The 16276-nt window shown below is 45.0% G+C and carries 4 protein-coding genes; all 4 read left to right on the plus strand.

Features of this window, described 5'->3' with window-relative positions:
- Positions 1–52 precede the first annotated feature (52 nt).
- The 4 genes from PAEAM_RS07860 to PAEAM_RS07870 all read left to right on the plus strand — a co-directional run bounded on the left by PAEAM_RS07860 (position 53) and on the right by PAEAM_RS07870 (position 16276).
- A complete protein-coding gene (locus PAEAM_RS07860; RefSeq protein ID WP_100527163.1) occupies positions 53–14035 on the plus strand; it encodes a non-ribosomal peptide synthetase in 13983 nt (4660 codons plus the stop codon).
- Between the two features lie 28 nt (positions 14036–14063).
- Entirely contained in the window at positions 14064–14210 is a 147-nt protein-coding gene (locus tag PAEAM_RS31745) for a hypothetical protein (protein WP_165789859.1), read from the plus strand.
- A 140-nt stretch (positions 14211–14350) separates the two neighbouring features.
- Positions 14351–14965: a TetR/AcrR family transcriptional regulator gene (locus PAEAM_RS07865; protein WP_100527643.1), complete on the plus strand. Its 615-nt coding sequence runs from the start codon at positions 14351–14353 to the stop codon at positions 14963–14965.
- A 72-nt stretch (positions 14966–15037) separates the two neighbouring features.
- Positions 15038–16276 (plus strand): MFS transporter, encoded by a 1239-nt coding sequence (locus PAEAM_RS07870; protein WP_100527164.1) that lies wholly within the window; start codon positions 15038–15040, stop codon positions 16274–16276.

Consider the following 16276-nt stretch of genomic DNA (forward strand, 5'->3'; position numbering starts at 1 on the left):
GATCTCCGGGGCTCCTTCGGCTATCTATAGATTTAAGGGGAGGACATAAGGGATGATGAACAAACCGGAAATTGCTGATATTTATCCATTATCTCCAATGCAAGAAGCACTGCTGTTTCATTCGCTTTACGACCAGGGAGACGTATATTTCGAGCAAATGACTTTTACGATTGATGGGTTCGTCGATGTTAAGGCATTGGAACGCTCCATGAACAAAGTTATCGAGAGATATGATACGCTGCGGACGATCTTTATTCACGACAAAATCAACAAGCCGAGACAAATCGTGTTGCGAAACAGAAAAGTTAAATTGGAATACATTCAATTGACCGAGCCTGATCCTATCGAGCAACGGAAGATGATCCGGCAGATAGTGGAAGAAGATCGCCAGCGGTCTTTTGATTTGTCCAAAGATATCCTGCTACGCTTGCAAATGATCCAAACCGGCCCGGCGGCATATACGCTGATCTGGAGCAATCATCATATTCTAATTGATGGATGGTGCCTGGGTATCATTTTTCAGGAGTGGTTCTCCCTCTACAAACAGGAGATTCACGGAACACCTGCACAACTTGATCGTGTTATTCCCTATAAACGATATATTAAATGGTTGGGTGAACAGCAGGAGTTCGAAGCCAGAACCTATTGGAAGAATTATCTCGCTGGTTATGAGATCGGAGCGGACTTCCCTGCGGAAATAGCTTCGGATTCAGCGGAACCACCGTTGATTCAGGAGATTACGTTTAATTTGGGCAAAGGGCTGACAGATCAATTAATGGATGTTAGCCGTAAATATCAGGTCACGATGAGCAGTCTTTTTCAGACATTATGGGGAGTAGTGCTTCAATACTACAGCAATTCTGACGATGTGGTTTTTGGAACCGTAGTGTCTGGAAGGTCGGCTGCCATACCGAATGTGGAGAAAATTGTAGGTTTGTTCATTAACGCTGTACCTGTAAGAATAACGTCGGATGAGAAACAGTCATTTGCCCAATTACTGAAAGAGACACACCAAAATGCCATTTTGTCCGAGGAGTATAGCTATCTGTCTCTCGCTGAAGTGCAGGCGGAAGCGGGTCAGAATGGTCAGCTTTTTAATCATATCATGGTGTATGAAAACTACCCTTCAAGTGCCAGCATGTTTGATACCAAACAGTTCGAACTGGGATTTGATATTACTTCCATTGAAGCCTATGAACATACCAATTATGATCTGAACATTTCCATAGGTCCAGGTGAGGAGATTCGGGTCAAGATCAATTACAACCAGCAGGTATATTCGGGTTCTTTTATCGAGCGATTGTTTGTACACCTGAAGCAAGCCTGTCTAATCATCGCGCGAGAACCCGAGATAAGTGTTTCAGATATTCGTATCCTGACCCCGGAAGAAAACAATATGTTGGCGAAAGGGAACGAGACCACAGCAGACTATCCGAGGGACCAGTCCATTTCAGAATTATTTATTCGACAGGTAGAGTTATATCCTGATCATCCAGCGATTCAATTCGCTTACCAGACGTGGACTTATGCAGAACTCCATGCTCTGGTTGAAGAGTGGGCCCAAGCTATACAATGGCATGGCATAAAGCCAGGAGACAAGGTAGGTCTGGTTGCCCGGAAATCCATGGAGATGATCGCAGGCATGTTGGCTATTATTCGGGCTGGCGCTGCCTATATTCCACTTGACCCCACATTTCCGGCCGAAAGATTGACCCATATGCTTCACGATAGTGGTGCACGATCCCTGCTTGGTTTCACTGAATTAGAATTGCCCAACTATGAGGGACATATCTTAACCTTGGATATGTTGATGATGCATGAACGTTCAATCAACAGGAACAATCACCAAGAGATTGATTTCCTTTCGGGTCCACGGGATGCCGCGTACATTATCTATACTTCAGGTTCAACTGGAAAACCTAAGGGTGTGGTTGCAACTCATCAAAATATCATCAAGACTGTGCGAAATAACGGTTATGTGGAACTGAACTCCAAAGATCGGATTCTGCAAATTTCGAATTATGCTTTTGATGGGGCTACCTTCGATATATACGGGGCATTGTTGAATGGCTCGACGCTTGTACTGACTACTGAAGAACAGATGCAGAATGTAGCTTCACTTGCCGATATGTTCACCAAGGAAAAGATTACGGTCGCTTTTATGACAACTGCGCTATTTAACACGATGGTGGATTGGAACCCGAGCTGTTTCAGCAAGGTAAGACATCTTCTGTTTGGCGGTGAGAAAGCTTCAATCAGGCATCTGAACAAAGCATTTGCTGTCTTGGGACCAGAACGATTATTGCACATGTATGGGCCAACAGAAACGACGGTTTATGCGACATATTATCCGATTACGCGGCCTGATCTCGTACCCATAGGCAAACCAATCCACAACACGACTGCTTATGTCATGAACTCCAAACGTAATCCAATGCCTATTGGTGTGACGGGAGAATTATACATTGGCGGTGAAGGGTTGGCCAGTTACCTGAATGCTCCAGAATTGATGCTGGAACGCTTTGTGGGTAACCCATATGCTCCGAATGAGAAAATGTATAAAACTGGGGATTTGGTTAAACGTCTGCCTGATGGAAATTTGGAGTTTGTAGACCGTAAGGATCATCAGGTCAAAATCAGGGGTCACCGCATTGAGCTGGGAGAGGTGCAGGAGAAGATGAGGGCTCTTTCCGGAGTGGAAGATGTTCTTGTTACAACATGGCGGGATGCGCAGGGGAGTTCCAACTTAAGTGCATATATCATCCCCGTTCAATATGCAGATGCTGATGTGGAGCAAAATCAGCAAATTCAGGAGTGGAAGTTGGCGTTGAAAGCCCGTTTACCAGAATATATGATTCCTGCTGAATTCCAGATTCTTCGTGCATTTCCGCTTAATTCGAATGGCAAAATCGATCGGAAAAACCTTCCTATTCCAAAGGTGATGGGTCAAACCAAAAATCAGCCACTGTCTGGAGATACCGAACAGAAGCTGGCTCAGATCTGGGAAGATGTATTGGGCATTAAACCAGGTGCCGGGGATCACTTTTTTGAACTTGGGGGGCACTCGTTAAAAGCTATGATGCTGGTAGCCAAAATACATAAGGAGATGGACGTAAAACTTTCCTTGCATGAAGTGTTCCGTGCAGCAGTACTGCGGGACATGTCTGTATGCATTGAAAATTCTCGCAAAAGTGTATATAAGGCTATTCCTGCCGCGGGAGTACAAGAATCGTACCCAGTATCCGCATCGCAAAAAAGAGTCTACATTGCACAACAGCTGGCTCCATTGGAGACCAGCTACAATATGCCGATGGTACTGGAGATTGAAGGTAAGCTTAACCGCGATAAGCTTGAGAAGGCCTTCATACAGCTTATACAACGGCACGAGGTTCTAAGGACGCGTTTCATCTGGTCTGGTGAACACTTGCGGCAACATATTCTGGAACCCGCGGAACTAAGCTGGGGTCTAATCAACTATGAGATGCAAGAACAACAAGTGGAGGTGTATCTCGGCAAGGATGCTGTTGATGATAAGAAAACGATGATTGCCTCACATCTTGAGACATTTGTACAGCCATTTGATCTTTCAACCGGTCCGTTGATCCGTGCAGCCCTTGCTGAAGTCACATCCGATCGAAGTCTGTTGTTCATTGATATTCATCACATCGTATCTGATGGTGTATCCACCGGAATCATTTATAAAGAACTGACCCGATTATACGAGGGCGAAGAGTTATCACCCGTAAACCTACACTATAAGGACTACTCCGTATACGAACAGAATGAGCGAACAAGTCAGAGATATGAGGATAATCGGAAATACTGGTGTGCTCAATTCGAGGGTGAACTTCCGAGTACAGAGATTGTACCTGATTATATCAGGCCTTCCGTTCGATCTTATGAGGGGCATTCGATCTCATTTCAACTTGAATCTGAGCTCACGGATCGCCTAAAAAGTCTTGCTTCTAAGCATAAAACCACACTATATGTTGTCTTGCTGGCTGCCTATAATATCATGTTATCCAAATATACCGGAGAAGAGGATATTGTGGTCGGTTCACCCACTGCCGGAAGATATCACGAAGATGTTCAGCCTATGGTGGGCATGTTCGTCAATACGCTGGCCCTGCGTAATCACGTGCCAGGTGAACTCACAGTGGATGAATTCATAGGTCGGGTGAAGTCCAATTTTGTTGAGGCGCAAGAGCATGGAGAGTTCCCTCTGGAGGACCTGCTTGAGCATCTTCAACTGTCAAGGGATCTTAGCCGGCATCCGTTGTTTGATACCCTTTTTGTACTGCAAAATATGGATATTCACCCAATCCAACTGACGGGAACTACATTTACTGCAGCAGAGTGGGACTGGAATCATGCCAAATTTGATATGACATGGGGATGCCAAGAGAATCGCCATGGCTTGAACTGGACAGTGGAATATGCTTCCTCCATCTATAAAAAGTCAACCATTTTGAAGATGATTGATCACTTCAAAAACATACTTGTACAAATGGGTGATGCCCGCTACATGAGGCTGAAGGAAATCCATTTGTTAACGAACGATGAGCAATCCGCTATGCTTGCTTGCAATGAAACTCAGGCAGAATATCCACGTCAATCCAGTATTTCGTCAGCAATTGAGGAGCAGGCTGCCCGAACTCCTGATCAGATTGCGGTCATGGATAAATATCAGAGCTTGACATACAGGGAATTCAACGAAGTGACAGATCAATTTGCACGCGTACTGATGGAAAAAGGAATGAAGCAAGGAGATGTTGCAGGTCTGTTGACAGATCGTTCTCTGGGAATGATCATAGCTATTTTTGGGATTCTCAAGACAGGTGCTATGTATATTCCTATTGATCCTTCCTTTCCCGAAGAACGCAAGCGTTTCATTATGGAAGACAGCAAGGCCAATTGGCTGATCACAGCCAATGAATTAGCTATGGCTGGATGTACAACACATCAGCTGTCACTTGATGTAATACTTCAAGAGGCAGCAAGGACGAAGCAACAGATCAGAAATTGGAAGTTGCCAGCAATCCCACCGGAAGCAACAGCGTATATGATGTATACTTCGGGCTCGACCGGTAAGCCCAAAGGGGTTATGACCAGTCATCGAAATATTATTAAGACAGCCATTCACAATGGCTTCAGTGAACTATCCCCTGCCGATCGGGTACTTCAAGTATCCAATTATGCATTCGATGGCTCAACCTATGAGATTTTCGGGGCACTATTAAATGGTGCATCACTCCTATTAATCGCCAAACATACGTTACTCGATGCTGCCGAACTGGCCAGAACGATGGATGAACAACGAATTACGTCGGCCTTTATGACGACGACATTGTTCAATACGATGGTCGACTATGACGTTACGTGCTTCAAGCATGTGAGAAAACTATTCTTTGGTGGAGAGAGCGCATCGATTAAACATGTACTGAAAGCGCTGGATTACTTGGGTGAGCATCGTGTTGTGAATGGGTACGGACCGACAGAAACCACTGTTTTTGCTTCGACATATTCGGTTGAAAACAGTTTGCGTCAACATGTTCGGGTTCCCATCGGAAGGCCGATACACAATACACGACTGTATGTGCTTAATCGCTGGAACCAACTCCAGCCTATAGGGGTTCCTGGTGAGCTGTACATCGGGGGGGAAGGTGTATCGAAAGGATATCTGAACCAGCCTGGTTTAACGGAAGAGCGCTTTGTTCCAGATCCATTTGTCCCTGGAGAAACGATATATCGAACAGGGGATTTAGTGGTTTGGAGAGAGGATGGTCAACTGGAGTACTTGGCAAGAATGGACAATCAGATCAAAATTCGGGGCAACCGGATAGAACTCGGTGAGATTGAAACCAGATTGAAAGAAATTTCCTCCGTGAATGAAGCAGTGTTAATTGCGCGCAAAGAGGAGCGTGGCGAGGGTTCCCTTCTTTGTGCATATGTAGTGCCCGAAGATCTTGCTACGAAGCAAATGGACAGCTCCGGTCTGGTTTCTAAGTGGAAGGATGAATTGAGACAGTCACTTCCGGAATATATGATTCCTGCATTTATTCTTATTGTGGACACCATACCGATGACATCCAATGGTAAGGTGGATCATGCTGCTCTTCCCAAGCCTTCGGCTAAATGGAATACGGCGGAGGTCATACAGGCTGTTAACCCGTATGAAGAGCAGTTGCAGCATATCTGGTCCGAAGTTCTCGGGAAGGATTTTCCAGGCATGTTGGAATCATTTCTTGATCTTGGAGGACACTCGCTAAAAGCGATGACCATGGTAGCCAAAATACACCAGAAGTTTGATGTAAAGCTAAGCCTTCAGGATATCTTCAGCCATCCTACCATTCGGGAGCAGGCAATGCTTATCCAGGGGAACGACAAGCTTCACAGGCATGTCTCCCTTCCTACTGTGAAACAGGATACAAGTTATAATGTGACTTCTGCTCAGAGAAGATTGTATATCATTCAGCAAAATGAAAATATGGGTACCAGTTATAATATGCCCATGGTATTACGAATCGAAGGTCATCTGAATATTGAACGACTCGAAAACGCTCTGCTTCAGTTGATTGAGCGCCATGAGTCCTTACGAACCTCTTTCTTGGTGGAAGATGATGAGGTTAGGCAACAGGTACACGCGCTGGACGAACTGGACTGGAAACTTACTATGACGGAAGTAAATAATGGCACATCACAATACGGGTCTATAGATCATGACGAGGCGTCATGGGTTACATCATGTATTTTTCCTTTTGATTTGTCAGCTCCAAGCTTGTTTAGAGCTTATGTCCGCAAGCAATCGGATACGCAGCATCTATTGTTGCTGGATGTTCACCATATCGTTTCGGATGGGATATCAACAGCGATTATGTACGACGAGTTATTCAGAATATATGAAGATGAAGAGCTGCCGCTTCTGCAGAAACAGTATAAAGATTACGCTGCCTATGAGCAGCTACAGCGATCAACGGAAGCCTACAGTGCTGCTCGTGATTATTGGCATCGACTGTATGAGGGAGAGCTACCGATATTGGACTTCCCTCTGGAGAATGTGCGTCCACGAGTACAGCGCTATGAAGGAGCGCAGCATACATTCCTGCTGGGTGACGTTCTTGCGAAGCGCCTGACTGATCTCGCGGCGAGCCATGATACAACCTTGTATGTACTGCTGTTAGCCGCATATTACATTCTGCTATCCAAATATAGCGGACAGGAAGATATCATTGTGGGTACACCGATCGCAGGCAGAGATCATGTCGAAACGGCTTCCATGGTGGGGATGTTTGTTAAAACGCTGCCTTTGCGCAGCGAAATCAAGCCGGAACTTACGGTTGCAGAGTACATGGCTTCATTGAAGCAACGTGTACTGGATTGCTCCAATCATGCGCTGTACCCACTTGAAGAGCTGCTGGATCATATGCAAATGGTCAGGGAGCCGAGTCGTCATCCCCTGTTTGAAACGTTATTTGTTCTACAGAACATGGACAGGGCTCAGTTAAAGGCGGATCAGCTAAATATTGATCAGATGGAGACAACAACAGGGCGATCCAAGTTTGAGATGACTTGGGCTGGACATGAGTTGAAAGAAGACATCTCCATGACGATTGAATATAATACCGACTTGTTTTCCCATGCCAGGATCCAACAAGTGTCTTCCCATTATGCGAACATTCTTGAACAGATGGTCAACGATCCCAATCTGAGTCTCAACGATATTGAATTGTGCACATTGGAGGAAAGCCTGTACTTTGAGAAGATTGAAGGACAAGTTGTTGAGTATCCAAGAGAAGAAACAATACCAGTGCGGTTTGAAAAACAAGTGAGACAACATGGAGATTGTCCTGCGTTGATCATGGGCTCCCTGAGCATGACCTATAGTGAGCTGGGTATGAATGTTAAACGGATGGCTGAAACGTTAAAACAGGAAGGGGTTCGTCCGGGAGACAGAGTCGGATTGTTAACGGATCGTTCTATGGGAATGATCGTGTCCATTCTCGGCATTCTAAAATCCGGAGCGACATACGTTCCAATTGATCCGGGTTTTCCACAAGAGCGCATGGCCTTCATGCTTGAAGATAGCCAGGCACAATTGCTCCTTGCTGAACAAGGTCGAGCAGTTCACGGCTTTTCTGGGAAAACGATGGTGTTAAATGAACAGTGCTGGAGTGGACCTTTTAATGACGAGTTCGAGTCGGATCAAACATCCCAACCGGATCTTGCAGCTTATGTGATGTATACATCGGGTTCAACCGGGAAACCAAAAGGAGTCGTAACCACACATCGTAACATTATGAAAACCAGTATCCGGAATGGATTCATTGACATGATGCCTACGGATCGGGTGCTGCAGTTGTCCAATTATGCTTTTGACGGATCGACTTATGACATTTTCGGAGCTTTGCTGAATGGTTCCGCGCTTATCTTGATTTCCAGAGAGGGCATGCTGCATATTACAGAACTGGCCCGAACATTGGATGAACAGCGAATTACTACTGTCTTCATGACGACGGCTCTGTTTAATACGCTGGTAGACTTCGACTTGAGTTGTCTGAAACATGTGCGAAGACTGTTTTTTGGTGGGGAGCCCGGTTCCAGAAAACATGTCCTGAAGGCACTGGATTATCTTGGTCCCCATCGCATTATTAATTGTTACGGCCCAACGGAAACGACTGTTTTTGCAACAACATTCTCTGTGGACGAGAGTATGCGGGACAGAAGCAATGTGCCTATAGGCTGCCCAGTTCACAATACACAGGTATATGTGCTTAATCCGTGGGGAAAGAGACAGCCGATTGGGGTACCCGGAGAACTCTATATCGGGGGAGAAGGACTGGCACAGGGTTATCTGAATCAACCAGCATTGACGGAAGAGCGATTTGGTAAGAATCCGCTGAAGTCAGGAACAAGACTCTATCGTACAGGAGATTTGGTGAAGTGGTTACCTGATGGAAACTTGGAATTCCTGGATCGTTTGGATCAGCAGGTCAAAATTCGTGGCAATCGAGTGGAGCTGACAGAGGTCGAAAGCAGGCTTCTTGTATTGCCGGAAGTTAAAGAGGCGATGGTAACATCTGGACGGGATGAGCAAGGGCACTCCTTTCTCTCAGCATATATCGTTCCTCATTCGACATCTGAGCCTAGGCTGGCGGGTATTATTCGGGAGCAGTTGCTTCACGATCTTCCAGATTATATGGTGCCTTCAACATACACCTTGCTTGACTCTTTTCCGCTCACCAGTAATGGCAAAGTGGATAAGAGAATCCTTCCGAATCCACAACCCCTGGTAACCGAGAGTTATGTTGCACCAACCAATCCGCTCGAAGCTGAACTGGTCGAAATTTGGACCAATGTTCTGGGGTTATCAAGAGTAGGCATTCACGACCATTTCTTTGAACTTGGAGGACATTCTCTCAAGGCTATGTCTCTTATTGCCCAGATCCATAAAGCTTTTGATGTAAAGTTGACGGTACAGGATGTGTTTACCTACACTTCCGTGCTGGATCAGTCCAAGTTTATTCAAAAAGCTAGAGGGACCCATCGTTATGCATCGCTGCAACCTGTGACGGTTCAAGAAACCTATCCTGCTTCGTCGGCTCAGAAGAGACTATTTTTCCTTCAGCATATGGATCAGCAGAGTACCAGCTACAATATGCCAATGATATTTGAAATTGAAGGTGAACTTTCTGCTGAGCGACTCGAGGAAGCTTTTATCTCCCTGATTCATAGACATGAATCTTTGCGTACGTCTTTTGAACTTGTTCAAGGGGATCTCAGACAGCGTATATGGCCTGCAGCAGACTTGGAGTGGAGGATGGAGCGTACATTGGCTGAACGGAAGGAAACAGCTACAGCTGATACAAAGACGTACGTTCATTCGTTCATTCGCCCCTTCAATCTCAGAGATCACAAGTCGCTTATTCGTGCAGGCTTGTTAAGTACTTCAGCAAATAAGCATATTCTGGTTGTGGATACTCACCATATTGTTTCTGATGGTACATCGACCGGTATTATCTTCAGTGAACTGTTTCAGTTGTATGAACAACAAAAGTTTGAGCCGCTTCCTGTTCAGTACAAGGAATATGCTGTCTGGGAACAGAAACAGAAGAACGCGGAAAGCTATCGAAGCAGTGAGGAATACTGGCTGAATCAATTCCAAGGTGAACTATCGGTGCTGAATCTTCCTTATGACAATTCCTATGGCAGAACGGATAGAGCTACTGGGGCACAAGTAGAGATGCAGCTTGGAGCAGAGCTGACTGAACAGCTGCAGATGCAGGCAGAAGAGAATAAAACAACGTTGTATACGGTCATGATGGCGGGCTATTCCATCCTGTTGTCCAAATATGCAGGACAGGAGGATATCATCATCGGTGTACCTACAGCCGGGCGGGAACATGCAGATGCTGCATCCGTCGTTGGCATGTTTGTGAATACTTTGGCATTGAGATTGAGACCCGAGGGAGAGATCGAAGTAGCGAGATACATTCAACAGGTACACACCCAGTTGCTGCAGGGCTACGAACATGGGATGTATGCTCTTGAGGAGTTAATTGAACAGCTGGCATTGCCCAGAGAACTGAACCGCCATCCGCTATTTGATACGATGTTTGTGTTGCAGAACATGGAGCACTCATCACCTGAAGAGAGTTCGATCTCCATACGTCAGATGCCTTCTGGATCGAGTGAGCCCAAGTTCGATATGACATGGGGAAGTGTTGAGCACGATGGAGGCCTGAGCCTAACCGTTGAATATAATGAAAATCTGTTCTCTTCGGAAACGATTGAACGCATGATGCATCATTATGAACATATTTTGCAACAAATGGTGATTCGCCCTTATGAGCAAATCATGAAGATTGAGATGTGTACTCCGGAGGAAAGGCTGAACCTGGCAAGTCTCGGAGGAGAGATCGTAGATTACCCGAGGGAAGAAACGATATCACAGAGGTTTCATCAGCAAGTGCTGCAATATGGGGATCGTCCATCCGTTGTGATGGGTACGGAGGAGATAACCTATGGAGAGTTGGAGATAAGGGCCAATCAGCTTGCAGAGATACTCCGACTGAAGGGAATCGCCTCGGGTGGAGTGGTAGGATTACTGGCTAATCGCTCCATAGGCATGATCGTATCCATTATGGGAATTTTGAAGGTGGGAGCAGCGTATGTACCGCTTGATCCGACTTTCCCGGAAGACAGGTTAGCCTACATGCTGAGAGATAGCCAAGCCCAACTATTGATATCTGAAGTTAATCTGGGCGTACCTGATTTTCAGGGTCAAACGATATTGCTAGACGAGCGCTTATGGGGTGAATTGGCCAAAGAAGAGGTTGTATCTGACTGGGTTCAAACGTGGACGGCTGATTCACCTGCCTATGTCATGTACACATCTGGATCGACTGGTGCACCCAAAGGAGTCGTCACTACGCATCTGAATATCATGAGAACAAGTGTGAATAATGGGTTCATGGATATGGGGCCGGAAGATCGGGTTTTGCAGTTGTCCAACTATGCATTCGATGGATCAACCTATGAAATATTTGGCGCATTGCTTAATGGGGCTGTCCTGGTGCTGATTTCCAGGGAGGACGTTGTACACACAGCTGAACTTGCCAGAACGCTGAAAGAAGAGCGGATTTCCTCTGCTTTTATGACGGCTGCACTGTTCAATACCCTTGTGGATTATGATGTGACCAGTCTGACACATGTTCGAAAACTGTTTTTTGGCGGCGAAGCAGCCTCCCGAAGTCATGTTCTAAAGGCTCTGGATTATCTGGGTCCACACCGATTGGCTAACGGATACGGACCTACAGAGACGACCGTTTTTGCTGCAACCTATACTGTGGATGAAACGCTGAGAGATAGACGGAATGTACCTATTGGGCGTCCAGTTCACAATACCACAGTCTACGTGCTTAACCGTTGGGGACAAAGACAGCCGATTGGTGTTCCGGGGGAACTCTATGTTGGTGGAGATGGCCTGGCCTTGGGGTATCTCAATCAGCCTGCGCAGACAGCAGAACGATTCATTGAAAGTGTTATTACACCTGGAGAGATCATTTATCGCACTGGCGATTTGGTCAGATGGTTGCCTGATGGAAATCTGGAATATTTGGATCGCCTGGATCAGCAAGTCAAAATTCGTGGCAATCGCATTGAACTTCCCGAAATCGAGGATCACTTGATATCACTACCTGATGTGAGGGAGGCTGTAGTTGTTCCAAAACGGGACAAACAAGGCCATTCCTATCTTGTGGCCTACGTTGTACTGCAATGGGAAGAACAGGCTGCACAGGAACAATTGGCTCATATCAGGCAAGAATTAAGTTCAATGCTTCCACAGTATATGATCCCGTCTAGATTTGAGTTTCTGAATAATCTGCCGCGTAACTCCAATGGAAAAATAGATCGAAGAGCTCTGCCAGAGCCAGTCAATCAACTGACGAGTGGCTATTGTGCCCCCCAAAATGCGCTTGAACAGGATTTGGCATTGATCTGGGCAGAGGTACTTGGCATTGAACGTGCAGGTACAGAGGATCATTTCTTTGAACACGGTGGACATTCACTGAAAGCCATGATGTTAAATACACTTATCCAAGAGCAGCTTCATATCCGGATAGATCTGCAGGATGTATTTAAGTATCCGACGATAAAGTTGTTGGCCGCTTACATCCAGCAGCAAGGAGCAGCCCTTTATCATGATGAATACGAGCCTATTCAGCCTGCACTTGAACAGAGCACCTATCCTGCAACGCCTTATCAAGCTTACGGTTACGAAGCAAGCGAGGACAATAATCATTGGAATATGCCAATGGCATTTCATATCAAGGGAAGACTTCAGGCGAAGCGGCTGGAGAATAGTTTTAGGGCTCTAATTGAACGCCATGAAGCTCTGCGTACCTCATTGCACAACGAGGGAGGACAAGTGGTTCAGCGTATTCACCAAAGGACTCCTTTTGACCTGATTCAAGAGAACGTTGAGTCAGAGTCAGACAGAATACGTATCATGGAATCTTTTATTCAACCGTTCAATGCAGCACGGCCACCACTTCTTCGTGCGAAACTTCTCCATATGGGAGAAGAGGATCAAGTGCTTCTGATGGATATGCATCACGCCATATCGGATGGTACATCCGTAGGCATTCTGATGCACGAGTTGATTCAGCTCTATCAGGGGATAACGCTTCCGCTTGTCCAGTTACAATATAAAGATTATGCCGTTTGGCAAAAGGACAGGCTTGATCGGGGAGGATATGCAGAATCCCAAATCTTCTGGAAGGAAGTACTTCGCGGCTACCAACCTTTTACGGTAAATAGCGAACGTGTAAGTGACAAGGACCTCACTTCTTATGTGGGAGATCAGATAGTTGTGGAGCTACCTGCAAGCCATCTCGTACAACTTAGAGAAAAGCTCCATGATTCAAGCTTAACGGACTACGCTATTTTATTTTCGGTATATCTGCTTACGTTGCATCAGAAGACGGAGAGAACGGACCTGATTGTGGGAACGTATGCATTTGGCAGAAGAAGACCTGAATTGCAGGACACGGTTGGTTTGTTTATTAATTCAATTCCCTTGCGAAATATAATATCAACAAGTGATACGTATCACCAATATCTTCTTAAGCTCCAGGCTAACCAAATAGATGCATTTGATCATCAGGATTATCCATTTGAAAAAATGATGGAAGATGCAGGTTTCTCTTCTGCACCCGATGGGGATTTGCTGTTTGATACCATGTTTAACCTCAACAATTTTGCTCAGCGCTCTGTAGAAACTTCTGAAATTCAGATTACTCCATTCAAGTATGAATGGAAGTTCAGTGAGTATGAGATCTATGTTACAGCTCAGAAAGTTGGAGAACATTTCAGTATCCACTTTGACTACCGGGTGGCAAGTTTTACCCGGAAGGAAATGGAGCAGTTTACCAATCAGTATCTGAGGTTATTCGACCATATTGTGGAGAAGCCTTATATTCTTATTGATCATCTGAATCAGATGAACCATTGGAAAGATTCTGTGATACACTAATATAAACCATTCATAGGAGGAGAAAAACATGAGCAAATTTTTCAAATTCGGAGTTGTAAGGGACGAGGAAGTACCCGAAGAGATCAATGAATTGGTGGAAGAAACAGAGAAACTGCCTGAGACGATTAGACAGGAATTAAGCGACGCTTTCAAAGAAGAAGATAAAAATAAATAATTGATAATAATTTAAGTTTTCCTAATGTACCCTCTTGCAAATCTCAGGAAAATATGAGATATGTAAGAGGGTACATACATAAAGTGCATTGACGGAAAAATTTGGGTGTGATACTATTAGACTGAATGGTCAGTCTTTTGATGGAGGGGTCTTCAATCGAAGTCAAACGGAGAAAAGATGTTGCTCAGATCAAGAAAGATATCGCTCGTAATACTAAAGAGTTATTTGCCCAAAAGGGATATAGTGCAACCTCTATGGAGGACATATGTACAATTAACAATCGAAGTAAAGGCAGTATATATTATCATTTCAAAAGTAAGGAAGAACTCTTCATGTATCTCATCAAACTCAATAACGAAGAGTGGATGGATTCATGGCTGGAAAAGGAACATCAGTATGAGACGTCCGTAGATAAATTGTATGGTCTTGCAGATCATTATGTTGACGATTTGGCGAATCCGCTCAATCATTCAATTAACGAGTTTGTCTCAGGTCAGGTGGTCAGTCAAGAGATGCTGGATGAGATGCTTTCCCTGATCCGAATTCCTTATATGACTTATGAGCGGATCATCTCGAAAGGGATTGAGGATGGCGAGTTGAAACCGGAAGATCCACAAGACTTAATGCACATTATTAACGGTCTTTTTAACGGATTAAGCACACTTTATTATGAGAAGGATCTGACCGATATCAGACGACTCTACAAAAAAGGTATTGCCAGCATGCTAGTGGGCATCCAACAACTTCAACAATGAAAAGCTGATGTATAATCAGTTTTTCTTTTGAAAATTAATAAACCGGACAGTCGGTTTAAAGGGAGATGGAGAATGAGCACATTATTCAGGAACAAAGCTTTTCTTATCGTCACGGGGTCTGATCTACTGCAAAATCTGGCTATATGGATACGGAATATGGCGATCCTCTATTATGTGATGGATCAAACCCAGGGCAACCCCATAGCGGTCTCACTTATAACGGTCCTTGAGTACGCTCCGATTTTTGTTTTCTCCATCATTGGCGGTGCACTTGCTGATCGCTGGAATCCCAAACGCACAATGATACTGGGCGACATGCTCAGTGCATTATCCATTGTAATGATTATTGCCGTCTTGTCTTCTGGTTATTGGCAGATTTTATATGTCGCCACTTTTGTATCCTCTATCGTTAGTCAGTTTTCACAGCCATCATCCGTGAAAATTGTGAAGCGAAATGTAGAGGAAGAGCATGTGCAGTCTGCAATTGCCATTACACAGAGTGGTCAATCTCTTTTCTTAATTCTCGGGCCTATCGTCGGAACTTTCATATATACCGTTATGGGGATTCAAACTTCAATGTATGCATTACTTATTTTGTTCATGACCTCCGCTATTCTTCTTACTTTTTTGCCGAAGGATTCCGCTCAGCGAGAAACGGACACCTCATTACTGGCGGATATCAAGGAGGGATGGCAATATGTCGGGCAATCCCGTTCATTAAAAATGCTTAGTTTGGTATTCGTCTGTGTGGGACTCTCTTCAGGTCTTATCAGCCCACTTGAAATATTTCTGATCACCGAACGTTTGGGACTTGAACAGACGTCATTACAGTTCCTGTCTGGTGTATCTGGATTAGGTCTGTTGATCGGTGGGGGAATCGCTGCTGCTTTGAGTGGCAAGTTGAATCAAACGTTGACTCTAATGGTAGGGGTGCTGTGTCTGGCTGTAACCACGATGGGTGAAGTATTATCCAGTTGGTTCTGGCTGACTCTTGTGATAAGTTTCCTGAGCTCCATCAGTCTGGCTTTTATCAACGTCATTATCTCCACATACTTAGTTACCCGGATTGATGAGCACTTGATTGGGAGAGTTAATGGTACCATTACACCATTATTCATGGGGGCCATGCTTATCGGATCTTCCATGGCAGGTGTACTCATGAATAACACATCCTTATTTATCGTCTATATCATCTCGGTTACCGTGATGATCTTGAGTATCCTTCCAGGTATGAGAATTCAATTTCGCAATGAGCAGACTGCTCCCGTGAACACATTGAATCCGGAAGTTGCTCATCAAGCCGTAGACTAG

The organism is Paenibacillus sp. GM1FR, from assembly GCF_002803315.1.
Classification (GTDB): Bacteria; Bacillota; Bacilli; order Paenibacillales; family Paenibacillaceae; genus Paenibacillus; species Paenibacillus amylolyticus.